Here is a 25094-nt window from a genome sequence, read left to right as displayed (position 1 = left end):
GTAACGAATAAATTTCAATGGTGTTCAAACAAATTATATTTTCTAATATTTAATACCAGCATCCATATCCTATAAGATATTTTAAAGTTAATGGTAATTGATGTATTTTTGGGCTCATCTTAATTATGCTTAAACAGAATCTTCAACAAAAACTCTTACAAAAGCTTTCACCTCAGCAAATACAATTTATAAAGTTGCTGCAGGTTCCTACAGTTTCATTGGATACCAGGATAAAAGAAGAACTGGAAGAGAATCCCGCGCTTGAAGATCTGAGTTTAACTAATTTAAACGAGCCCGAAGAACAATATCCCGACCGTGATCCAGACGAAGACACTTATAATAGTGATGAGGAGAAGGGCGAAATGGATGAGTTTAATATTGATGATTACCTGCAGGATGATAGCGTAAACGACTACGGATCACGATATGATCAAAATGGTGATGATGAGGATGAGCGTAAAGAGATCCCTATCGCCGTACAAAATTCTTTTTTTGAAAGTCTGCAATTACAGCTTGACCTGCTTCCATTAAGTGATAAAGATTTTAAGATCGGGCAGCAAATTATCGGCAGTCTGGATGATGACGGCTATCTGCGCCGTCCTATTATGTCGCTTACCGACGATTTGGCATTCTCTCAAAATGTAATGGCCGAGGATGAAGAAGTGGAAGATATGCTACGGGTAATACAAGGCTTTGACCCAGCTGGTGTTGGTGCCCGGAGCCTACAGGAATGCCTCTTGATACAATTGCGTAAAAAGGACCCAACAGATCCTATCATTGCAAAAGCTATCATTGTTGTTGAACAATATCTGGATGAATTTACCCGTAAACATTATGATAAGCTGGAGAAATCGTTGAACATGAACTCCGACGAATTGCGCGGCGTGGTGAACGAAATACTCAAGCTTAATCCAAAACCCGGCGATTCCAATGAGATCAACACCAAGCAAATGCAGGTGATCCCTGATTTTCATATCACTAACAATGATGGTACGCTGATATTAACACTTAACTCCAAAAACGCACCGGAGCTTAGAGTGAGCCGCTCCTACCAGGAAATGTTTCAACATTACGATAAAGCGGCACAAAAAGATAAAAAACTTAAAGAAGCGGTACAGTTTGTAAAACAAAAGCTCGATTCGGCTAAATGGTTCATTGATGCTATCAAACAGCGCCAGCAAACGTTGCTGAAGACCATGAATGCCATTATGCAGTACCAATATGAGTTTTTCCTGACAGGGGATGACAAAAATCTGAAACCCATGATCCTGAAAGATATTGCCGATAGGATAAACATGGATATTTCGACGGTATCCCGCGTAGCCAACTCTAAATATGTACAAACAGAGTTTGGCACCTTCCTGCTTAAATCGTTCTTCTCTGAAGCTATTCAAACAGAAAGCGGTGAAGAAGTATCCAACAAGGAAGTAAAAAAGATTCTGGAAGAACACATCGGTAAAGAAGATAAGCGCCATCCTTTGGCCGATGAAAAACTAACCGATATCCTGAAAGATGCCGGCTACAATATTGCCCGCCGAACAGTTGCCAAATACCGCGAACAAATGAACATCCCGGTTGCAAGGCTGAGAAGAGAGCTGTAAGCCCCCCAGCCCCCTAAAGGGGGAGCAAAAATACAGGAACAATAAAAAGTAAAGCCCGGTTTTATTTAAACCGGGCTTTACTTTTTATACCGTTTGCAAATCAAGAGTTCCCCCTTTAGGGGGTTAGGGGGCTAAAACGTATGCTGGGCACTGCTTACTTTGTAACGGTTATTGAGTAATATACCTATCACAATTTCATGCGTACCATTACTTACGGTATTGAGAGCAGAAGTGGTAACATCGTAAGAGTATCCGATATTTACAAATGAGCTCAGATTAAGCCCTACCAGGCCCGCATAAGAGTCGCCATGACGATACGAGCCCCCTATCCAGAATTTATCGGCAAAAGATAATTTCATGTTGATATCGTAGGTTGTAGGTATAGGTTGGATATACTTCAACATAACCGACGGGATAAGCGTAACCTCATCTGATAAAAAAAACTTAAATCCCCCTGTTAAAAAATAGTGGGGTACTGTTTTATTTTGATACGCATTTGCTTTACTGGTTATATAAACGTTCTGCGGTAATATTTGCTGAGCCGAAAGGCCTATAAAATAATTAGAGGCGTAAGCCCACACGCCAATTCCCAAATCAGGTTTCCATTGGTTATTATTCAGGCTGTTGACTATGGGGTCCGATGGATCAGCGGTAGTGAGCTCTGATAAGTTTAGCACATTATGGCTAAAACCAGCCGACACCCCAACTGCCAGATTTAACTTGCTGGTTAGCCCCAGGTGGTAGGCATAAGTTGCATCAATATTTGTTTGTGTAAAAGGTCCGGCTTTATCTGTAACTACAGTTAACCCAACACCATGATGAGGCTCTGCCGCCTGGTATTGTTGTGTGTATAGCCTACTGGCCGGATTAAGCCCCCCGCTTGCCGGAAAAGCAGTAGCATCGCCCTGTATAAAATTTTGCCCAATGGGCATATTTACCGAAATATACGCTGTTACCGGTGCACCATCCAGGCCTGTCCACTGGCTGCGATAGCCTGTTTTCACGTCGGTATAGTTTTCAATACCAGATAGAGCAGGGTTTAAGAGATAGCTATTAAAAATGTATTGAGTGTACTGTGGACGTTGCTGCGCTATAACACACTGAATAAAAAGAACAAAATTAAAGGCTATGAATAAGATCCTTTTCATCAGTTAACGTTTACAGCCGGCTTAATTCAACCTTATTTCAGGGCCAAAAAGCCCTAAATGCAAGCAATAAACTAATATAATCTTTATAAATAACATTGTCCAGAACGCCGGACTGAGGGATCGGTGCTACCGGAAAGCTTTCGACAGGGTTTCCAGTTCCATATTGGCTATCTGTAATTTATAGGTGAGTTCTTTGTTCTCTTTTCGCAGGTTATAAATTTCAATGGCGTTTTGAATATGGATACGGAGTTCATCATTTTGCCAGGGTTTTACCAGGTATTTGTAAACCTGTCCACGGTTAATAGCATCAATAACCGCGTTGATATCCGAAAAACCGGTTAGTAATATCCTGATCGTATCGGGATTGGTTTGCAGAACTGATTCCAGAAATTCAATACCCGTGGTAACAGGCATACGCTGATCTGTTATGATCACCCCTATTTCGTTCCCATCCAGTATCCTGCGCCCTTCGGCAGCAGAGCTGGCCGTGTATATGTTAAAATCACGCCTGAAAGCAGCTTTAAAACTATTCAGGTTATTAATTTCGTCATCAACATACAACACTCCTACGGCCATAGCAAAACACTTTATTGAACGGATAATATCAGCTTACAAAAGTAAATTTATACAAAGTTTAATTTACTGCACATTTTTATTATAATTATTGTTCTTTATAGATGTAACAATTATATCATGAAAAAAATATTATTAACCATGTATCTGCTGGTATTAGGGGCGGTAGCTTTTGCATACCCAACTGATACGTTGGTTATTAATAATAATCAATCATGTTTGTTAACCAACAGATACCTTGATGAACTTGAAGCTCCTGATAATAATTTAACCATCGACCAGGTTATAAATAGCCCTCAATTTCGCCCCATTAAACAAACGCTTCCAGCTTTAAGGTTCTCAAAATCCACCACCTGGCTAAAGTTCAATTTAAAAAATAACAGTAAGGAGCCATTAATTACCATTGGTATAAATGCAAGTGTTATTGACGAGTTTGACCTTTATTATACTCCAAATACCAATAAGGCCCTACGCCACCTAAGTCCCGATCATACCCAGAATCTCACTTTTATTGATTGCCCGCTATCCCCCGGAACATCAACTACGGTGTACTTACGTGTTAAAAGCCATGCTTCGACTGTTATTCCGGTAAAAATTTATAGCAGTTTGGCATTTTTAGAAAGCCGTAACGTGGAAAATATAACCACCGGCGTTATTGTAGGCGTTTTTATTGTGATGGCCCTATATAATTTATTATTATTTTTCATCGTCGGCGATTACAGTTATCTGTACTATGTAAATTATATCATCTTCCTTGGGCTGTCCCAATTACTTAAACGTGGATATGCAACCAATTTATTTACAACCGACATCACTACTTTAAATAATTACGTGATCCCGGTAATAAGGGTATTGTTTGGGTTTTCTATTTTGCTTTTTATGAGCCAATTTTTACAACTCAAACAAAACTTAAAACAATGGTATAAATACTATCTCCTACTCTATTTATTATACTTAACAGCTCTTGTTACGATTATGATGGGTATGATTGGTATCGCTTATAACTTAATCACCATCAGTACAACTATTACTGCAATTAGTCTGCTTATTATAGGGGCTTATCTGTACCTTAAAAGTAATTTTAAACCAGCTAAATTCTTTTTGTTGGGATGGGGATTATTTTTAATTAGCTTGCTGGTATCTGTAGCGCGTAATAAAGGACTTATTCCATACAACAACATAACAGCTGATATTGTAATTTACAGCTCCGTTTTAGAACTGATCTTATTTTCGGCAGCTTTGGCCGAGAAAATTAACTTTTACCGGTATCAAAAAAACGAATCACAAAGCTTTGCCCTTACTGTTGCCCGTGAAAATGAAAGGTTAATAACGCAGCAAAATATTTTATTGGAAAATAAGGTAAAAGAGCGAACGGAAGAATTAATTGAGATCAATAAAAGTCTTTCATTATCAATTGATAACCTTACAGCAACCCAAAAGCAACTTATTGACAATGAGAAAATGGCCTCATTGGGGCAATTAACGGCCGGCGTGGCTCATGAAATTAATAACCCCATTAACTTTGTAAGTTCAAATATTGCCCCTTTACGACTGGATTTTGATGAACTTTTAGTTTTATTGGATAAGTATGACGATGCCTTGAACAACCCCGAACAAATTCTCTTTTTAAAGGCACTTGATGATTACAAACAAAAGATCAACCTTGATTTTATACGGGATGAGATATCTGTTTTATTAAATGGAATAGAAGATGGTGCAAACAGGACGGCGGAAATAGTAAACAGCCTGCGCACTTTTAGCAGTACCGATGAGCAGGTATTAAAAACAGCAGATATCAATAAGTCGATCCTGAATAACCTGCTTATTTTAAGAAGTACTATTCCCTATTACATCGAGATAAGACCTGTTTTTGACAAATTGGAGCCCCTAAACTGTTATCCTGGTAAAATTAACCAGCTAATCATTAACCTTATCAATAACAGCATATATGCCATTAAAAGTAAAGATCATCACAGCGATGAATGCATCATGATCATTACCAAAGATCACGCCGACCATATTTCTATCGAAGTTACAGATACGGGCATAGGTATGAGTGAAGAAACTAAACAGCGAATTTTTGAACCCTTTTTTACCACCAAAGGTATTGGTGAAGGCACAGGTCTGGGACTTTCAATCGTGTTTGGTATCATTGAAAAACACCGGGGCAGTATCGAAGTAACATCATCACCCGGTAAAGGCGCAACATTTATGGTATTGCTTCCCAAAAACTTAGCTCAGCCTAACCTGTCTTAACTAAAAGAATTTCTCGGGATTAGGTACAAGGTTCAGGAACGATTCAAAATTCTGCTCGTAATGCGATTGATCAAGCCTGTAATAAAAAGCGCCTTTTTTTGAGGAAAGCTTATCCTTTTCAGGTAGTTTTACCAGCAAGCCGGTTGATAATAGTTTACGGCTAAAATTACGGTCATCAAACTTGGTTTGGTAAACACCTTCGTAAAGTGCTTGTAGTTGCGGTATGGTAAACTTTTCGGGTAATAACTGGAACAAGATCGGGTGCAGTGCGGCTTTATAACGCAGCTGGCGCAGGGCAAGCCTTACCATTTCTGTATGGTCAAATATCAATTCGGGCATTTCATTGAGTAAAAACCACTCCGGATGATACTCTTCGCTCAGCTGTTTTTCATATTGATGGATATCAATAAGTGCAAAGTAAGCTATAGACAAGGTTCTTTCCACCGGATCCCGATCCGGATGACCAAATACATGAAATTGCTCCATGTATACATTTTTAAGCCCTGTACGTAATTCTAATATGCGATTGGCAGCATCATCAGGCGACTCCGAAGGTTGTATAAAGCCGCCCATCAGGCTCCATTTATTTTTTTCGGGTTCAAGACCACGCTGTACAACTAATAATTTGATGTTAAATCCGTCGAATCCAAAAATGATACAATCTGTCGCCGCTAAAATGCGCGTCTCGCCGGTATACTTCTGCATAATTTGGTTAAAGTTTATGTGCAAGTGTAAAAATAATTATGCAATTATTTAGTGTCGATACAACAACTATTTCATTCGAAACAGCATTTTCTTTATTCCATGGTATTGCATTTAAAAGATGGGGTAAACATCCCCACTAAACAGAGAAGCCATTTAATTGAAAACTGGGTTTACATGGTTTACACATTTCATGATTAAAATCTATTCAATCAACTGATAATCAATTTATTAAATTAATTCCATCATCATATAATGGGTTTACATGTAAACCCACTCGGGGCGAAGTGCTTCATGCGATAAGATAAGAAGCGATAAAAGAAGTCCTCCGGTCATTTACATCCCTTATGGTCTCCTGAAAAGCTTCTGAGGTTGATGCTGGCTAATACAAAGCAGGGTCCTCTCTGAGAGACCCTGCGAATACATAATGATTTTGATGCTGGGAATTCAAAATTCATTATTCGATATTCTTTCCCTTAAATAAGTTTCCTTAACTAACCCGCTTACCCTGCAGCAACATATCCATGGCATCATTCAATGAGCCTGCACGGGATACCTCACCTGAATTAACAAAAAATATCTCATCGGCGTTTTCAATGGTATTCAGGCGGTGGGCGATGATTACTCTTGTAGTGGTATCCGGTAATTTATTCAAAATATCGCTTAATAACTGCTCGGTTATGGTATCAATATTTGCCGTAGCCTCATCCAGTATCAATATTTGCGGGTTACGCAATACTGCCCGCATAAAAGCGATCAGTTGTTTTTGGCCAAGACTGATACTATCACCAGAAGAAAGTACCTGTGTATCTAACCCGCTTTCAAAAATAGCCAACAGGCTACCCAGGTTAGCATCAACAATCACTCTTTCCAATTGTTCGTTGGTATGGTCTTTATACAAATCATTACCGTATAAAATATTGTCTTTAACCGTCCCGGTAAATAAAAATGGTTCTTGTAAAATAAAGCCTATTTTTTGGGTACGCTCTTCCGGGCTGTAAGTTCTGATATCGCGGCCATCCAGCATAACCAATCCTTTTGACGGATCATATAACCGGGCAATCAGTGATGCCGTTGTGGTTTTACCACCGCCGGTTGGCCCAACCAACGCATAGGTTTTACCTTGCTCCAACTTAAAGCAAATGTTATGCAGTATCTCCTGATCATCGTTATAACCAAAATGAACGTTCCTGAATTCTAACAGGGCAGCATCCCGCTCAGTTATGCCATTCTCTATAACAGGCAGATCTGTTTCCAGGGATAATATTTGTGAGATCCTGTCCCAACCAGCCATAGCCAGCTGAAAGTTTGTCCATAACGCTGCCAATTGCCTTAGTGGGTTATAAAAGTTAGTAGAGTATGATAAATAACTCACCAGTAACCCAATACTAAACTGACCAATAGTAATGAGGTAAATACCCAAGGCCAGCACAATCAATTGTGCTATACTGGCAAACAAACCGTAAACGGGCACAAAAACATTGTTTGCTAAACCCGAACTGATGGCGGTTTTGTAATTATCGCGATTAGCCGTTTCAAAACGCTTGCGGAAATAATCGCGGCGGTTAAAGGCAATGATCACTTTAAAATTATGCAGGCTTTCCTGTATCTCTGAGCTCATCCCCCCTACACTTTTCAGGTTCAGGGCATTTTTCCGTTTTATCCAGGGCGATAAAGCCAACGTCAATATCAAAATAAGTACAGCCGGGGCCAATGTAGCTGCTCCTAATTCAAACTTGATCAGTAACAAAAACACACCTGCACCTACCATAATGGAGATATTACCGATAAACTGCATCAGCGATTGCGAAAAAAACTGATTGAGCTTATCGGTATCATTGTTTACTCTCGATATCAGGTCGCCAGCCTTATTCTGGTTAAAAAAGGCCACAGGCAGCTGCTGTAATTTGTTGAATATAGAGTTACGCAGGGTAAATAGCATCCGCTGACTTACGCTGCCCATTAATTTAGTTTGACTAAAACTGGTAAACAAGGCCAGCAGGTACATACATAGCAATATGATGGCATTATGTATAACACCGCTATAATCTTTATGCTGTACATAGGTATCTATAGTATGCCCGATAACCAGGGGCCCTAACAAGTTGAGTGAGGAGTTGGTTAATATGGCCAGCAATGCCAGTAAAAGCACCTTTTTTTCATGCGCTATTAATTGCAGCAATTTTTTAAGCCCGGCAAGCGTCGATGTCTTTTGCTGTGTTTGACTAAGTTTATTCAGATCGTAATTCATATATAATTATTGAATTAGTGATTTATTGAATTAGTAATTTCATTTCTCTACGGGTGTCTTCATTTGCACATCGGCAAACCTGAAACCTGCACATCTATTTTCAGTGAGCAATACCGTGTTCGTAATTACTGGTACTTTGCTGTGAGTTAAATATCTGTACGTAATCCGGACTGGTTTGCATCAGTTCATCATGTACTCCCCGGGCAACAATTTCGCCCTGTGTAAGCAACAGGATCTGGTCGTAATGCTCAACCGAGGCTATTTTCTGGGTAACTGATATCAGCGTTAGCCCGGGATAATTTTTCTGGATATTGGTTAATATCTTTTTCTCGGTGTTGTTGTCAACCCGGGCTGTAAAATCATCCAGCAATAAAACCTTTGGGTTAACTGCCAATGCACGGGCCAGCATGATGCGTTGCTTTTGCCCGCCCGAAAGACTTGATCCTCGTTCGGAAACTATAGTATTTAGCTTATTAGGCAAACTGTCGATAAAATCTTTCAGTTCAGCTGTTTCAATAGCTTTTTCTAACGATTCGTCGGTAACCGTATCGCTAAAGGCAATATTTTCGCGGATGCTCATGTTAAAAATAATGCTGTCCTGAAAAACAAAACCCACTTGGCTATGAAACGATTCGCTGTTATAATCATTAATACTGCGCCCGTCATAATGCACATAACCAGATGTTGGGTTAATAAGATTAGTAAGCAAATAAAGCAACTGGGTTTTACCTGCGGCTGTAGGACCGATGATAGCGATTTTTGAGCCTGCGGCTACCGAAAAGGATACATTTTTAAGCGCTGGTTTTTGGCCATATACCAATGATACATTGCCAAATTCCACGTCGCCTCGTAGCGTTTCCTTTAAAGTTCCGCCATCAACCATATCCGGGGCATCCAATACCACGCTGATCCGGGTAAATGAAGCCGAAGCCTGCGCAATCAGGTTGCTCATAAAACCCAATACAAATATGGGGAATATGAGTAGCGACAAGTAACTGTTAAAAGCGGCAAAGCTGCCCAACGTCATGCTTCCGCTGATTACAAAATGACCACCCATCATTAAAATAGTTAATGCTGCCATGTTGGCTGTAAAGGTTACTATAGGTATCAATCCGGCAAAAAAGCCCAATATCTTTAGGCCATATCGTTTAGCCTCGGTATTGGCTTCCAAAAATTTATGATACTCTAGTTGCTGCGAATTGATGACACGCACAAGTGCTGCACCCAGGATACTCTCATTAATTACCTTGTTCAATTGATCTATTACGCCCCTGCTTTTTATAAACAGCGCCCGCACGTTCTTCAATACATAAAAAAATGTACCGCCGATGATCGGGATAATCATAACTACCGCCATGGCCAGCTTCCAATTGATCGTAAACAGCAATATACTGGCTCCAATAATAATGAACAATGACGATACAATGGATACCAATGCCTGCGATACAAACAGCTTAATGGAATCTACATCGGCAGTCAAATTGGTAAGCAGCTTGGATGGGTTGGCTTTTTCAATAAAAGCATGACTTTGCCTGGATATCTTATCGGCCAGTTTTTGCCGCAGATCGCGAGCTACCCGCTCTGAGGCATAGGTTTGAATAATAGTTTGCAAATAACTGAACACAAAAATAAACAGTACCGCTAGCGAGAACTTTTTAATGATATCAATAAATACAAAATGTTGTTTGGTATAATCATCTATTCCGCTGGCTATAATTTTAGGCAACCACAAATTCACGCCATTACTAAGCAATGCAAACAACAAAAGTAGCGAAACCAGTCCCATATAGGGTTTTAGCAGGCTAAAAACACCAGGTGGTTTTTTATCGGGTTTTTGAGTATCAGCTTTCATATTTTCAGATATTCATCTACTAAAAGATGTTTTAAAGTTTAAGGCCTAATAAAAGTACACCTTTATACATGATGACGATTGTGAAAATAAAACATTTTGTCATGGTATAAATATTTGCGCTCTATTACAATACAACAATACAGGAATATTTATGCAAATATATTCCTATTATGGAATAATTAAAACATTTTGGAAATAATTTTATAATTTTACAACTAAACAGGAGTAACATGAAGCCAGTTGTGCAATTAATAGAAGAATGGACTGCTTTTGAGGATACCAACAATGAGCATTCTGTAGAAGCTTTTTGCAGGTATTACCTTCGAAAACAACAACCCAAGCCCAAACATACAAATGAACATATTATGAATGGTGTGAACCTGTTGAAAACTATAGGTCGCATTTTGAAAGCGTACTCCGTCTATTTCAGGTCGGCAGTTAGCCATGCAGACATGCCGGCCCCGGAAAACTTTTACTATTTGCACAGTTTGAATCACTTAGGTGAAGTAAAAAAGAGCGATTTGATTAATGATATGTTTGCCGAAACAACCACCGGTATGGAGATCATTAATAAACTTATCCGGGAAAAAAAGATAACAGAACGCACCTCTCCCGACGATAAACGCGCCAAATTGATCAAGATAACCGAAAAAGGCATCATTACACTTAGCGAGTACTATAAAATATCGGCCACAGCCACAGCAATGATGTTTAAAGGTATGAGCGATGATGTTTTAATTGATTGCAATGAGATGCTTGAACATTGTGCACAACACAATTCTGTTTTAGCGGTTGAATTAAAAAATAAGCCATTTCCGCAGATGTATGAGCGGGTGATGGAACAATAAAGCCTGCAATTTAAAAACACTAATCTTCTGTTATATTTGATACTTTAGGTTCAACAAAAATAGCTATGAGCTCAACATTTTCGCCGGAGGCCGATTATACTTTAGAAGATGAATGGATATTGATCAGACCCTTAATTACCGACGATTATAAAAACCTGCTTCCTTTTGCCTTATATGAACCGAATATTTGGGAATATTCACCTATAAGCGCCAAAGGAGCTGATGGCATGCGTAATTATATTGATCGTGCTCTTAAGGGCAGATCCGAAGGCAACGAATACCCATTTATTATATATGATAAAAAAGCAGGAGAATACGCAGGCAGTACCCGTTTTTATGATATACAAGCAGCTAACCAGGCGCTGGAAATAGGTTATACCTGGTATGGTGAAAAATTCAGGGGAACTGGTCTTAATAAGCACTGTAAATTCTTATTGCTGCAACTGGCTTTTGAAGAGCTGGATATGAAACGTGTAGGTTTTCGCGCACATGCTAAAAACGAACGCAGTATTGCCGCTATGAAAAGTATAGGTTGTACAGTTGAAGGCATTATCCGCAGCCATTTACCACTTCCGGATGGAACCCGTCGCGATTCTATTCTGCTGAGCATTTTACAACACGAATGGTTTGATGGCGTGAAAGAAATGCTGCAAACTAAGCTGTAATTGTATTTTTAAAGTCATTTAATAAAAACTCATCTGCGTTTAAGACACAAACGGCACAATTCATGGATATTTATGCAAACCGGCAGGGTAACAAATAATGGCCCGCTGCATCTATATCATAAAAAAGACACCGTTTGGAAACTATACTCAACATTGCAGATCTGGGCAAAACCTACCAAAGTGCAGGACGCACGCTCACTGTACTTCATGATATTAATTTCAGCATTGCTGCCGGCTCTACCAATGCGATTGTAGGCCCTTCGGGCAGTGGTAAAACTACCTTATTGGGCTTATGCGCCGGGCTTGATCGTTCCAGTGCAGGAGCAGTAGAACTAAACGGCATTAACCTGGGTAATTTAACCGAAGATCAACGCGCACAGGTACGCAACCAGTACGTAGGTTTTATATTTCAAAATTTCCAGTTACTGCCAACATTAACAGCCCTGGAAAATGTAATGGTTCCCCTGGAGCTTCGTAACGAGAAAAATATACGTGCAAGAGCGTTAGACCTGCTGGATAAAGTAGGCCTGGCCGATCGCGGACACCACTACCCTTCTCAATTATCAGGTGGTGAACAACAACGAGTTTCGCTGGCACGCGCCTTTTCCAACTCGCCCAAAATATTATTTGCCGACGAACCTACCGGAAATCTGGATGCGGAAACCAGCGAAAAAGTAGTAAAGCTCCTCTTTGATCTGAATAAAGAAGCAGGCACTACACTTGTTCTGGTTACTCACGACCTGGATCTGGCTGCAAAAACACAGCGCATTATCCGGATAAAAGGGGGGCAGTTGATAGCGGATGAAAAAACAATTAACGGTTAGATTTTATGGAAACTAATCCTGTTAATTATCATCGAAAAATGAATATCCCCTGGCTGTTTAATATGGCCTGGCGCGATAGCCGTAAAAACCGCTCGAGGTTATTTCTGTTCATATCTGCTATTGTATTTGGTATTGCCGCGCTGGTAGCTATTTACGCGTTTAAGTATAACGTTCAAAATGACATCAACGGACAGGCTGCTACCCTGATCGGCGCCGATCTTGCGGTATCAGGTAACAAACCGGCAGATGCACATCTGAAAAAGTTATTAGATTCATTGGGTGACGAACGCTCGCAGGAACGCAGCTTTGCTTCGATGGCCTATTTCCCCAAAAGCCAGGGTACAAGGCTGGTACAGGTACGGGCGTTACAGGGTAATTTCCCCTACTATGGAGCTATTGAAACTACTCCGGAACAAGCAGGTACCTCCTTCAAAAAAGGTCAAATGGCTGTGGTTGATAAAACCCTGATGCTGCAATTTAACGCGCACGTGGGCGATTCTATTAAGATTGGCAACAGTCAATTTCTAATTACCGGGATCTTAAACCGCGCACCCGGGCAAGCTGGTGCAGTAGCCGGTATAGCGCCGGTGGTTTATATTCCTATGCAATATTTGGAGCAAACCGGACTGGTCAAGATTGGCAGCCGGGTAAATTATAGCTTCTACTATAAGTTCACCAAACCCATAAACCTGGATAAGCTCACCAAAAAGCTCGACCCTATGCTGGATAAAGCTGGTATGCGGTACGAAACTATTGAGGGGCGAAAAGAAAACACTGGTCGTAATTTTGGCGACCTGAGTCGTTTTTTATCCTTGGTTGGTTTTGTTGCCTTACTATTGGGTTGTGTGGGTGTGGCCAGCGCTGTTCATATTTATGTACGGGAGAAGATCGCTTCTATCGCCATCATGCGCTGTTTGGGCGTAAAAGCATCCGAAGCATTTCTGATCTACTTGATCCAGATTGTGGGTATTGGGCTCATTGGTTCTGTTATAGGAGCTGGTTTGGGCACGGCGATACAACATCTGCTGCCCGTGGTATTTAAAGATTTTATCCCATTCACCATATCTGTTCAAATTTCGTGGATGGCTATTGGTCAGGGTATTTTATTAGGAGTGATCATCTCCTTGCTTTTTGCTTTGTTGCCGTTGATATCGGTACGCAATGTATCACCATTAAACACACTGCGATTATCATTTGATGATACAGTATTATCACGTGATCCCTTGCGCTGGTTAGTATACCTGCTGATCCTGCTGTTTATCATCACTTTTACTTATTTTCAGTTAGATAGCTGGTTAGGGAGCTTGTTCTTTACGCTGGGTATATTGGTTGCTTTTATGATACTATCAGCAGTAGCCTGGCTATTGATGCGTTTGACTAAATTACTGATCAGTGGTTCATGGAGCTATTTGTGGCGACAAGGCTTTGCCAATTTATACCGCCCCAATAACCAAACGCTTATACTCATGGTATCCATAGGTTTAAGTACGATGTTCATTTGCATATTGTTTCTTGTTCAGAATTTGCTTATTGGCCAGGTTACCTTGTCAAGCAGTGGTAATCAATCCAATATGATCTTGTTTGATATACAAAACAGTCAGAAGGATTCCGTTGCCCGTTTAACCCGCCAGCAGGGGTTACCGGTGCTGCAGCAAGTACCTATTGTGACTTTGCGCATAGAACAGATCAATGGAAAAACCGCTGCCGATTTGCAGAAAGATTCGACCATCAAAATCCCGCATGGTGTTTTTGCTTATGAGTACCGCGTTACTTTCCGCGATTCCCTTTCCGAATCTGAAAAACTAACAGATGGTAAATGGATTGGCAAAGCAACGCCAGGGAAAGACATTCCTGTTTCTGTGGAAGAAAACCTATCGCACCGCGCCAATCTCAAAATTGGCGACAAAATAGTTTTTAATGTTCAGGGTGTAGAAATGCCAGCTTATGTGGCCAGCATCCGTAAAGTGAACTGGGGTAAGGTACAAACCAACTTCCAGGTAGTTTTCCCAACAGGTGTTCTGGAAGATGCACCGCAGTTCCAGGTATTGTTGACACATGTGCCATCTAACAAAGTATCAGCTTCACTTCAGCGGGCTATTGTCCATAGCTTTCCCAATGTTTCTATTATCGATCTGGGCCTGGTTTTAAGCGTATTGGATGAGTTATTAAGCAAAATAAGCTATGTAATCCGCTTTATGAGCGCGTTTAGTATTATAACCGGTGTGGTGGTATTGGTAGCTTCGGTGCGTATCAGTAAATACCAACGCATACAGGAGAGTGTGCTGCTGCGTACATTAGGTGCAAGTCGCAGGCAAATTTTTGCCATTACCGCACTGGAATATCTGTTCCTGGGCTCTTTATCTGCCCTTACCGGTATCGTGATTGCCTTTGGTGGCAGCTGGTTATTGGCTAAGTACAGTTTTGAGATACCTTATACCGTTAATTATCTGCCGGCACTGATATTATTTTTCGTTATATCCATACTAACCGTTATTATTGGTTTGTTAAATAGCCGGGGCGTTTTAAACAAACCGCCGCTCGAAATATTACGCAATAACGCTTAATACCATGTACAAATTCAAATTAACGTTCCTGTTATTCGCCACACTTGCTTTAGCAGCCTGCGATCAAAATAAAAAACCGGCTACTGAAGAGGCGGCTAAAAACAGCGCAGCCACCCAGCCGGATGCGACAGCGACAAAAACAGTTTTGTTTTTTGGTGATAGCTTAACCGCAGGCTACGGCTTGGATGATCCATCTGAGGCTTTCCCGGGCGTGATCAAGGATAAGATCGATTCGCTGAAACTTCCCTACAAAGTGGTTAACGCGGGTTTAAGCGGCGAAACTACAGCTGGCGGCAATGCACGTTTAGACTGGCTGCTGAAACAAAAGGTAGATATTTTTATACTGGAGCTTGGCGCTAACGATGGTCTGCGCGGTATCCCGGTAAGTGAGACGCATAAAAACCTGCAGAGTATCATCGACAAAGTAAAAGCTAAATACCCTGAGGTAAAAATTGTACTATTGGGCATGCAGGTTCCGCCGAATATGGGTGCCGATTATGTTAATAAATTCAAGGCCGTTTTTCCTGATCTGGCAGCCAAAAACCACGCTCAACTGGTACCCTTTCTTTTACAGGGTGTAGCGGGTATACCTGCATTGAACCAGGCTGACGGTATCCACCCTACTGCACAGGGAGCCAAAATAGCGGCCAATAATGTCTGGGGAGTTTTAAAAGACGTTTTGTAAACTGGTCAATCTGCCAAAGCCTGGTAAACCAGGGCGCGGAATTTATCCTGTATAGCGTTATGAGGGAAAGGCCAGTTTTGTACAAAAAGCAGACAAACCAGGTGCTCTTTAGGATCAACCCAATACAAAGTTCCATAAAAACCACCCCAGGCAAATGAACCTGGGCTTATACCCAATTTGGTTGAGCTTGCCTGAGTTGTGATGCCAAAGCCTAAGCCAAATTTATCTTTATCCGCATTAATATACAGATCGCCTATCTGGTTCTCGGTCATCATTTCAACCGTATGCCGGGCCAATAACCGCTGACCGTTATAAATTCCTCCGTTCAGCATCATTTGCAAAAAGGTAGCATAATCCTTAATTGTTGAACTTAAACCTGCCCCTCCCGAAAAATAAGTGCCTGCAGTTTTAGGATAATCTACATCAATACCAGGCAATGTAGATGCGCTCCATCTTACCAGATGTCCTTGTTTATCGGGTGTATAAACCGCTACCAGGCGGTTTTGTTTGGTGGCTGGTATATAAAAGTAAGTGTCTTTCATCCCCAGCGGATCAAATATGCGTTCTTTAAAAAACTGATCCAATGTTTTACCCGATACTTTTTCAACCAGGTAACCCAGTACATCTATATTCAAACCATAAGTCCATTTTTCACCTGGTTGATGAGTTAAGGGTAATTTACCCAATCTGTCCATGGCATCGGCCAGGCGTATCTTGTCGGCTACAAAGCCTCCGGGAATTTTCGATTTGGCATAAATGGCATTCATCCTGGGCGAACCGATCTGCGCGTATTCAATACCCGATGTATGGGTAAGCAGATCGCGGATGGTTATTTCGCGTTTGGCGGGCACCGTAGTGTAGGTGGTATCTTTTTCGTTATACAGATCGATCACCTTGGGGTGGGCGAATGCAGGAATATATTTGGAGATAGGCTCGTCCAGCAAAAACTTTCCTTCTTCAAATAACATCATGACCGCAACACTGGTAATGGCCTTAGTTTGTGAAGCAATGCGGAATATGTTATCATTTTCCATCAGCTTTTTTTGCTCCACATCGGCAATACCGAACGACTTGTTGTACACAATTTTACCGTTCCGGGCTATGAGGGCAACAGCTCCGTTGATATACCCCGAATCGATATTGGATTCTATCAAATGATCAATACGTTGTAACCTTTCAACAGAAAACTTTTCTGCTACCGGGTTACCAACCTGTAAGGTAACGCCTTGCGCGAAGGCGCCTAAACCAGTGCTAACGAATAATAAAAGCAGTAAGATCTTTTTCATCATTGATAATTAAATAACACCTTACTGCTACGCTATACTATTGATGCAGTGTTTTATTTGGTTGATTTTCTCACTCTCAGATCAGTGGTTAATATCACTTGTTGTTTTACACCGTTCTCTACAGAAGTATTGAGCCTGTTAAGCAATAGGGTAATCACCTTATCGGCAATGGCATCAATGGGCTGCGCTATAGCTGTTAACGGCGGATTACAGAGTTCAAAAACCTCATAATCATCAAAACATATCAGGGCGATATCTTCCGGCACTTTTTTATCCAGTTTTCGGAGCACTTTAAGTCCGCATGTCCCTAAATGATTATTGCCGAATAAGATAGCATCGGTTTCCGGATGTTCATTCAGAAAAGCCATGATCGGCTCGGTCATCAGTTTTTCATCCTGGTAAAAATCAACCTCTTTAATACTGGTTTTAAGTTTACCTTGGGTCATGGCTTTGTTATAGCCACTGAGCCTGTCGGCCATTTGTGTTTGCTGGTTATTAAAGCTGATAAAGGCAATATTTTTATACCCTTTATCAATAAGATACCGGGTTGCATTGTAAGTGCTGAACAAATTATCAACCACCACATAATCGGTTTCTACTCCGGGCAAATACCTGTCAAACAATACCACAGGTAGGCCATCCTTGATCAGGGAGCTGATATCTTCCTCAATACCCTCCGGCGGAACGATGATATATCCGTCAACATGTCTGTCGCGAAACATGGCTATCAGCTCCTGGGTTTTTTGGGTATCGTTATCGGTACTGCTATAAATAATTTTATAACCGTTTTTATATGCCCGATCTTCAATCTGACGGGCTATGGTAGCAAAAAAATTATTGGATATGTCCTGTACCAATAAACCTATAATATTTGATTTGCCGGTACGCAGACTTTTTGCCAGCGAATTTGGCTTATAACCAACTTCTTTTACATATTTTAATACACGTTCAACCAGTTCTTCGCTTATCCGTTTTTCGCGTGCCCGGCCATTCAGAATAAAGGATACAGTGGTTTTCGATATGTTCAGGCTGTTGGCAATATCAACGATAGATAATTTCTTCTTCAAATTTTTTAGTGTTGTTTATCCAAATATATAACATAAATAATAACACAAAAGAGCCTTTAGTATGATAAGTTAGCTATAGGCTTAAATAAATGCTAAATCGAGTTATTTTAGGTAGTTCTTTTATCCGCCTAAACGCAAAACAAAAAAATCGCCCGTTACAGGCGATTCTTTTTATTAAAATATATATCAGGATATTAATCTATAAACCGGTAGTTCTATTGGCGGGTAGCGTACCCTCTGTTTTCGGCAAAGCGTTGACCGCCCCAGTTACCTCCCCTGTTACCATCGCCACGGTTGTCAGAACGTTGGCCTCCCCAGTTACCGCGGTTGCGGTTATCGTTGTTGTTGTCCCTGTTACCCCAGTTTCCACGGTCTTGATTACCTCTGTTCCATCCACGGTTATCATTACCACCCCAGTTACCACGACCATAGTCGCCCCTGCCCCATCCGCGGTTATCACGGCTTGAGTAAGCGTAACCTCCGTTGTAACGGTTGTCAAAGCGATGCCCCCAATTGGCACGGTCGCCGGCATAACCACCCCATCTTGACCTGTAAAAATCATGACGCATGTATGGCCTTGGAGCACGTACTTCATATCTTACAGCAGTACGCCAGTTATAGTTGCGATACGCGCCTGGTAAATAAGCCGCGCTTACCCATGAACTACCATCGTTGTAATAATAACAATGTCTTGGCACACAATAGTAAGCCTCAACTTCTGGCAAATAGTAGTAATCATCATTGTAGTCGGCAGGTACGTTATCATCGTCATAAACAGGCTCATCTTGCACAACAACTGGCTGAGGAGCGGGTACATAAACGTGACGTACAGGTATATTAAAACCCAGGTGAATAGATATTTGTGCACTGGCGGTTTTGGCATAAAATAATCCGCTTGCTGCTATGGCTGATAATATGATTAACTTCTTCATGGTTGTTAAATTTTATACAGTTAGGACGATAAGGAATGACAATGGTTTAATAGAGCAACTATTTTTGAAACAAAGACCAGAGAATCAAGGGGACCGTTTGCTTATTTCTTACTCCAAAAGCGGCTGATTTTGTCATAGCATTACTACAAAACAGATTTGGGTATTCCCCGTATATTTATTTAATTTGATAACCATTAATCAATTGCCATGAAGAACAGAAAATTATTTTCAGCATTGCTGCCTGTTGCAGCAATAGCGGGGTTCATATTATTTAATGCCTGCAAGAGCGGTGAACCCGCCAATAACGGCAAAGATTCCGTGGCCACAACCACACCAACTACCGATGGTGGCACCGGATTAAAGCTTCCCGAGGGCTTTAACGCTGCTGTTATTGCCGATAAATTGGGTGGTACGCGTGAAATTGCGGTAACCCCACAAGGCGATATTTATGTTAAACTTAACCGCGCCAAAAACGGTAAAGGTATCTTGTTCCTGCACCAGGAAGGTGATAAAGCTACTGTAAAAACAGGCTTTGGCACCTTTGGCGGTACTGGTGTATATGTTAAAAACGGTTATCTGTATGCGTCATCAGACGAGGAGGTTTTCCGTTATAAACTGAACGCGCAAAACGAGGTGATCAATCCTGATCAACCTGAGAAAATTGTGACCGGCTTGCTAAGTCGCCGTGAACATGAGGCCAAGGCTATTACGCTTGATAATGATGGTAACCTTTATGTAAACATCGGTGCCTACTCCAACTCCTGCCAGGTAGAAGACCGCAAAAAAGGTTCACCGGGTCAAAAAGGCTGCCCTATTTTGGACTCAGCAGGAGGTATATGGCAGTTTAAAGCCGACAAGCTGAATCAACACTATGGCGATGGTATTCGTTATGCCACAGGCCTCCGCAACGTGGTTGGCTTCGATTGGAATCAACAAAACAACCAGTTATATGTAATGCAGCATGGCCGCGATCAGTTGCATGATCTTTTCCCTGACATGTTTACCACCAAACAATCAGCCATTTTACCAGCCGAATGTATGTATGCCCTTAAAAAAGGGGATAATGCCGGCTGGCCCTACATGTACTATGACCAGGAACAACACAAAAAGATTTTAATGCCCGAATATGGTGGCGATGGCAAAAAAGAAGGAGGTCAGGGCGCTATTGACCCCGTTGTCGCTTTTCCGGGTCACCTTGCTCCTAACGGCCTGTTATTTTACACAGGCAATCAATTCCCCGAAAAATATAAGAACGGCGCTTTCATCGCTTTCCACGGTTCCTGGAACCGTGCGCCTGAGCCACAAGCTGGCTATTTCGTAGTATTTCAACCATTTAAGGATGGCAAACCAAGCGGCGAGTGGGAAGTATTTGCTGATGGTTTTGCAGGTACTGCAGCACAAACAGCTTCTGGCCGTGCCGAACATCGCCCATGCGGCCTGGCCCAAGGCCCAGATGGCTCACTTTATGTGACCGACGATAACCAGGGAACTATTTACAAAATAACTTATAAAAAATAATGGACTTTAAAAAAGCCCCGCTAATCATATTCGCATCTGTGTTGTTTGCCGTAACAGGCCTTCAGGCTCAAACCAAATATAAGGCTAAAGGACCGGTAAAACACCCAGCAGTTGGCTTAAAAGCTTCAATTGCAGCCGGTCAAAAGGTATTTACCCAATACTGTGTATCATGCCACCAGGCCGATGCCCTGGGGGTACCACACATGAATCCGCCATTGGTTAAAACAACCTATGTTTTAGGCGACAAAACTAAATTGATAAAAATTATTCTGAACGGTTTTAACGAAGATGTAGAAATCAATGGCGAAACCTACTCCAACAGTATGGCCTCGCACGATTTCCTGAAAGATCAGGAAATTGCCGATGTACTCACCTTTGTGCGTAACAGCTTCGGCAATAAAGCCTCTGCTATTACCGCCGCTCAAGTAAAAGCCGTACGGGCGACTAATAAAAAGAGCTAAAGACTAAAACAACAAATGCGGGGCATGCCCCGCATTTGTTGTTTTAGCTATCTTAAAGTCCTCTCCTTTGGAGAGGATTATTACATGTGGGCTTCGCCGTTTAGATGAGGCTCTTTACTCTGTTATCTGATAAGTATAAGCCAAAGTTTGTTTCATTTTTGAACGTACCCGATTCAAGCTCATTTCAATATCAGCTTTTTCCTTGTTATCGGTTACTTCCATAAAGGCTTTCTGATAGGCCTCCTGAGCTTTTGTCCATTGTTTGTTCTTTTCATAGAACAAGCCCAGCAGATCATAAATACCTGCCGTGTCGGCCCCCTGTGTATTTAATGCCTTAGTTGATATGGTGTTCACCAGCTTCTCCATGTTCAGAAAAACCAACAGATCAAGGTAATGCGTATAGTTATCCGGGAAGGATGGCTCCAATTCCATGCAGGTTTTGAAGTGATATCCCGCAGTTTGGTAATCCTTAATCTCATAATAATATATCATCCCCAATTGGTGATGAGCACGTGCATATAATGGGTCGTTGCTGATGATCTCGTTCAGTAGTTTAAGAGCTTTGGGTGTTTTCCCGTATGATATCTTATCGATAGCCTGTAGATACTTCTCTTCGATAGTATAGTAAGTGTTCATAAATTTTAAAATTGCAAAAGCTCACTTGCAGTAAGCATAAATTGAATAAATAATGATGTAATAAATTCTGTCCGTAGTAATGATGTTTTCTAGAACGGGCTGGAGAAGAGTATCATTGATGCACAACCCTTCTGCCGGGCCACCATGGGCCACATCATATTTTTTAAGCAGAATGAATTATTAAACAGCATCATTTATTTTTTTTACAAATTTACGCTTATTGATTGAAATTCCAAAATGGCGGACAAATGCAGTATAAGAGACGCATGTGATGCGTCTCTACATAGAGAGGAAGAACGTAGAGACGCATCACATGCGTCTCCCCCAAGTTCAATATCTTAAGCAGCTATTGCAGCCTTAGCCCCTTCGATCAAAAAATTGTTCTTTAATTCCTTTTCGGAGATGATCACACTGAAATCGTCATATTTTACACCATGCTCCAAAGGATACAGGGTATATCCTCTTTTTAAAGCATCATATATGCCCAGTTCAAATATCTCGTCTTGTTTTTTTCCTTTTATCTTGGCGCCGCTTACTAACTGGTAAGCGTCGAGTATGGGTGCAAAATTATTAGTCTTCATAGTGCACAACACTATACAATTACTTTGCCATTTTTTAGCTGAACCAGTCAAAAAGGTCATTTTGCTTTAAATCTGACTTTTGTTTGTTGTTCAGATCGCGCAGTAAGAGTCCTTCGCTCATCTGTATGATCCGTGTGCCATAATTGTAGGCATCTTTGAGATTATGGGTGATCAGTATGGCAGTCAGTTTAAAATCAGCGATGAGTTTATCAGCTGTACGCATCACCACCTCTGCCGATCGAGGGTCGAGCGCAGCGGTAGGTTCATCCAGCAACAGAACTTTGCAGCTATCCATCACACTCATCAACAGCGTTAAAGCCTGGCGCTGCCCACCGGATAGTGTACCCATGGATTGCTCTACCTTATTTTCCAGTCCCATGCCCAGGGTGGCTATTTTTTCCTTTACCTGCTGTTTGAATTTATCATTGATACCAATAGATAGGCCTTTGGCCCTGGTGCGGATAGCTGCTAATCTAAAGTTATCCAGAATACTTAGATCGGATGCAGTACCGCTTACCGGGTTCTGGAAAACGCGCGCTATCCATTGGCTACGGCGATAATCGGGTAGTTTGCTCACGTTATTTTCGTCTATGCTGATACTCCCAACATCCGGAAATACGCTTCCAGCTACTAAGTTGAGTAAAGTGGTTTTACCCGAACCATTAGAGCCCACGATCACCAGGAACTCCCCTTCGGTAATGGTCAGAGTGATGCCATTAACCGCGTTAACCTGGTTGGCTTTACCTTTATTAAACGTCTTATGTACGTCGTTTATCGTTATCATGATGATCGGAGTGATGATAAACGGGGTAAACTAACTATGAGCAATACAAAAACAGCGGTTACTATTTTAAGCATATTGGGGTCGACACCAATAGCCAGGGTAACCGCCAGCACCAGTTGAAATACCACAGCCCCGGCCAGCACCAAAATTAAACTGAGCCAAACACTGGTGATGCGTAGCCAATTGATGATTGACTCGGCAATAATAACAGAGCCAAGACCTACAATCACGATACCTATACCCATATTGATATCGGCAAAATCCTGCGATTGTACAAAAAAGTAGCCGCTCAAGGCAGTAAGTGCATTGGCCAATGCCAAACCGGTGATTTTCATCCTATCGGTATTAACCCCCAGCGCCCTGATCATGGATTCGCTGTTACCTGTTGCCCGCATGGCTATACCAAAATCCGTTTTGAGCAGGTAACCAATCAAAAAAGTGATCAGCACTACAAATAACAATAGTATCCAAAATGTATTCTGGTTAGCATCCGCCACTATTTGCACTGACGAGAACAACGAAGCCACATTACTCAACGGTATATTGGAACGCCCCATAATAGTGAGGTTTACCGAATAAAGGGCCGTCATGACCAGGATACCAGCCAGCAAAGCGTTTATTTTAAGCTTGGTATGGATCAGACCCGTTAACGCCCCTGCTATACCACCAGCTATAATAACAGCTGGTAAAATAACGTATGATGATTGATGATGGGTAAGCATTACAGCCGTAACCGCGCCACCCAGTGTATAACTGCCATCGGTAGTGATGTCCGGGATATTAAATATCTTCATGGAGATAAAAATACCCAGCGCCAAAGCCGCGTAGCAAAGCCCTAATGTTACAGTGGTTAAGTAAAAATCCATTTATTTTACAGCCTCAAAATCTGAAGGCACAGTAATATTATATTTTTTAGCAGCAGCAGGATTATATACCCGTTTCCTGATCTTCACCATTTGAGGTGCCAGTCCATCGGTTTTATGGTTTTTCAGGAAGTAAGCAGCCTGCTCGCCCGCCTGATAACCCCATTGGTAAATATCGGCACCAAAAGCAGCCACGGCACCGCGCTGTACCAGGCCGGCCTCGCTGGTAAATATGGGTACATTTTTTTGATTGCAGCTTTTTAAAATGGTTTCAAAAGCAGCGAAAACGGTATTATCCGGATTGGCAAAAAAGGCGTCGATATTTTTATTCAGCAATGATTGCGTAACTAGTTGTGCATCTGCGGAAGAATTTAAAGGCAAGGCAACAATGGTTACATTCTGTTTTTCGGCCAGTGATTTGATGCGGTTTAATGCATCGGTTGACTGTGGCTCAGACTGATTATAGATCATCCCAATCACCAGCTTTGCTCCTTTGGGCTTCAGCAATTTAGGGATGATGGTAAATGAGGTATCTATATAGTTTAAATCTTCTACCGCCCCAAAAAGATTGGCCGGAGCTTTGCCGCTGGCATCAAGCACTTTCATACGCTCGGGTACAGGTGCTACCATGGCAAAAATGGGTATAGTTTTAGTTTTTTGTATGGCCGTAACGGTAGATAAAGTTGTACAGGTAGCCAGCAGATCAACATTTTCAGAAACAAAATGATTAACTATTTGCGTAAGTGTAGGAATATTCCCCTGAGCGTTGCTGTACTCAATCTGCACTGTTTTTTTAGCCTCGCTAAAGCCCTCTTTTTTCAAAGCATCGGTAAAACCGGTACGGGCCTGGGCTATAGTGGCATCCTCAAACGCATCCACAAAACCTACTACCGGAATAGTGACAGATTTAGGTTTGGGTTTGCACGATACAATCGCGATCAATAAAAAAGTTATAGGTAGATATTTAAAAAACTTCATTTTACTAAGTTATGTAATT

The 25094-nt window shown here is 41.4% G+C and carries 22 protein-coding genes; 9 read left to right on the top strand and 13 right to left on the bottom strand.

What is annotated here, in order from left to right:
• Positions 1-125 precede the first annotated feature (125 nt).
• The gene (gene rpoN, locus G7092_RS26015; RefSeq protein ID WP_166094250.1) at positions 126-1601 is read left to right on the top strand and encodes an RNA polymerase factor sigma-54; all 1476 of its coding nucleotides are present in this window, start codon (positions 126-128) and stop codon (positions 1599-1601) included.
• A 131-nt stretch (positions 1602-1732) separates the two neighbouring features.
• Here rpoN and G7092_RS26010 read toward each other — a convergent pair whose 3' ends face one another.
• On the bottom strand, positions 1733-2749 hold the full coding sequence (locus G7092_RS26010; RefSeq protein ID WP_166094247.1) for a PorP/SprF family type IX secretion system membrane protein: 1017 nt from the start codon (positions 2747-2749) through the stop codon (positions 1733-1735).
• A 126-nt stretch (positions 2750-2875) separates the two neighbouring features.
• Complete coding sequence (locus G7092_RS26005; RefSeq protein ID WP_166094245.1) at positions 2876-3325, bottom strand: response regulator; 450 nt, start codon at positions 3323-3325, stop codon at positions 2876-2878.
• Between the two features lie 117 nt (positions 3326-3442).
• On the opposite strand from G7092_RS26005, the gene G7092_RS26000 reads away from it, so the two are divergent.
• On the top strand, positions 3443-5578 hold the full coding sequence (locus G7092_RS26000; RefSeq protein WP_166094243.1) for a sensor histidine kinase: 2136 nt from the start codon (positions 3443-3445) through the stop codon (positions 5576-5578).
• Here the strand turns inward: G7092_RS26000 and G7092_RS25995 are convergent, their stop codons facing one another.
• The 3 genes from G7092_RS25995 to G7092_RS25985 form a co-directional block, all read right to left on the bottom strand.
• The gene (locus tag G7092_RS25995; protein ID WP_166094241.1) at positions 5579-6283 is read right to left on the bottom strand and encodes an NUDIX hydrolase; all 705 of its coding nucleotides are present in this window, start codon (positions 6281-6283) and stop codon (positions 5579-5581) included. It abuts the gene before it with no gap.
• A 487-nt stretch (positions 6284-6770) separates the two neighbouring features.
• Complete coding sequence (locus G7092_RS25990) at positions 6771-8531, bottom strand: ABC transporter ATP-binding protein (RefSeq protein WP_166094239.1); 1761 nt, start codon at positions 8529-8531, stop codon at positions 6771-6773.
• Between the two features lie 100 nt (positions 8532-8631).
• Complete coding sequence (locus tag G7092_RS25985; RefSeq protein ID WP_166094237.1) at positions 8632-10383, bottom strand: ABC transporter ATP-binding protein; 1752 nt, start codon at positions 10381-10383, stop codon at positions 8632-8634.
• A gap of 230 nt (positions 10384-10613) precedes the next feature.
• Between G7092_RS25985 and G7092_RS25980 the strand changes: the two genes are divergently transcribed.
• From G7092_RS25980 to G7092_RS25960, 5 genes are all read left to right on the top strand, one after another.
• Positions 10614-11231: a MarR family winged helix-turn-helix transcriptional regulator gene (locus G7092_RS25980; RefSeq protein ID WP_166094235.1), complete on the top strand. Its 618-nt coding sequence runs from the start codon at positions 10614-10616 to the stop codon at positions 11229-11231.
• Positions 11232-11296: 65 nt separating this feature from the next.
• The gene (locus G7092_RS25975; RefSeq protein ID WP_166094232.1) at positions 11297-11896 is read left to right on the top strand and encodes a GNAT family N-acetyltransferase; all 600 of its coding nucleotides are present in this window, start codon (positions 11297-11299) and stop codon (positions 11894-11896) included.
• Between the two features lie 134 nt (positions 11897-12030).
• Positions 12031-12720 carry an ABC transporter ATP-binding protein gene (locus G7092_RS25970; RefSeq protein ID WP_166094230.1) on the top strand — a complete coding sequence of 230 codons (690 nt, stop codon included), beginning with the start codon at positions 12031-12033 and terminating at the stop codon, positions 12718-12720.
• 5 nt (positions 12721-12725) lie between these two features.
• Positions 12726-15284, top strand: coding sequence for an ABC transporter permease (locus tag G7092_RS25965; protein WP_202985424.1), 2559 nt, complete (start codon positions 12726-12728; stop codon positions 15282-15284).
• 4 nt (positions 15285-15288) lie between these two features.
• Entirely contained in the window at positions 15289-15969 is a 681-nt protein-coding gene (locus G7092_RS25960; RefSeq protein ID WP_166094228.1) for an arylesterase, read from the top strand.
• 5 nt (positions 15970-15974) lie between these two features.
• On the opposite strand, the gene G7092_RS25955 is transcribed toward G7092_RS25960, so the two are convergent.
• The 3 genes from G7092_RS25955 to G7092_RS25945 all read right to left on the bottom strand — a co-directional run bounded on the left by G7092_RS25955 (position 15975) and on the right by G7092_RS25945 (position 19254).
• A complete protein-coding gene (locus G7092_RS25955) occupies positions 15975-17255 on the bottom strand; it encodes a serine hydrolase domain-containing protein (RefSeq protein ID WP_166094225.1) in 1281 nt (426 codons plus the stop codon).
• 53 nt (positions 17256-17308) lie between these two features.
• The gene (locus G7092_RS25950) at positions 17309-18322 is read right to left on the bottom strand and encodes a LacI family DNA-binding transcriptional regulator (protein WP_166094223.1); all 1014 of its coding nucleotides are present in this window, start codon (positions 18320-18322) and stop codon (positions 17309-17311) included.
• 215 nt (positions 18323-18537) lie between these two features.
• Complete coding sequence (locus G7092_RS25945; RefSeq protein WP_166094221.1) at positions 18538-19254, bottom strand: hypothetical protein; 717 nt, start codon at positions 19252-19254, stop codon at positions 18538-18540.
• Between the two features lie 207 nt (positions 19255-19461).
• Here G7092_RS25945 and G7092_RS25940 point away from each other — a divergent pair, with 207 nt between their 5' ends.
• Together G7092_RS25940 and G7092_RS25935 are read left to right on the top strand one after the other, a co-directional pair.
• Positions 19462-20772 (top strand): PQQ-dependent sugar dehydrogenase, encoded by a 1311-nt coding sequence (locus G7092_RS25940; RefSeq protein ID WP_166094219.1) that lies wholly within the window; start codon positions 19462-19464, stop codon positions 20770-20772.
• Positions 20772-21233, top strand: a complete 462-nt coding sequence (locus G7092_RS25935; protein ID WP_166094217.1) for a c-type cytochrome — start codon at positions 20772-20774, stop codon at positions 21231-21233. Before G7092_RS25940 ends, G7092_RS25935 begins: the two co-directional genes overlap by 1 nt.
• A 114-nt stretch (positions 21234-21347) precedes the next feature.
• On the opposite strand, the gene G7092_RS25930 is transcribed toward G7092_RS25935, so the two are convergent.
• From G7092_RS25930 to G7092_RS25910, 5 genes are all read right to left on the bottom strand, one after another.
• Positions 21348-21869, bottom strand: a complete 522-nt coding sequence (locus G7092_RS25930) for a tetratricopeptide repeat protein (protein ID WP_166094215.1) — start codon at positions 21867-21869, stop codon at positions 21348-21350.
• A 338-nt stretch (positions 21870-22207) separates the two neighbouring features.
• Positions 22208-22450 carry a hypothetical protein gene (locus tag G7092_RS25925; protein WP_166094213.1) on the bottom strand — a complete coding sequence of 81 codons (243 nt, stop codon included), beginning with the start codon at positions 22448-22450 and terminating at the stop codon, positions 22208-22210.
• Between the two features lie 34 nt (positions 22451-22484).
• Positions 22485-23234: an ABC transporter ATP-binding protein gene (locus G7092_RS25920; RefSeq protein WP_166094210.1), complete on the bottom strand. Its 750-nt coding sequence runs from the start codon at positions 23232-23234 to the stop codon at positions 22485-22487.
• A complete protein-coding gene (locus tag G7092_RS25915; protein WP_166094208.1) occupies positions 23231-24100 on the bottom strand; it encodes an ABC transporter permease in 870 nt (289 codons plus the stop codon). Before G7092_RS25915 ends, G7092_RS25920 begins: the two co-directional genes overlap by 4 nt.
• Entirely contained in the window at positions 24101-25075 is a 975-nt protein-coding gene (locus G7092_RS25910) for an ABC transporter substrate-binding protein (protein WP_166094205.1), read from the bottom strand. It abuts the gene before it with no gap.
• Positions 25076-25094 lie beyond the last annotated feature (19 nt).

Source organism: Mucilaginibacter inviolabilis (genome assembly GCF_011089895.1).
Taxonomy (GTDB): Bacteria; Bacteroidota; Bacteroidia; order Sphingobacteriales; family Sphingobacteriaceae; genus Mucilaginibacter; species Mucilaginibacter inviolabilis.
This window is presented reverse-complemented; position numbering and strand designations above follow the sequence as displayed.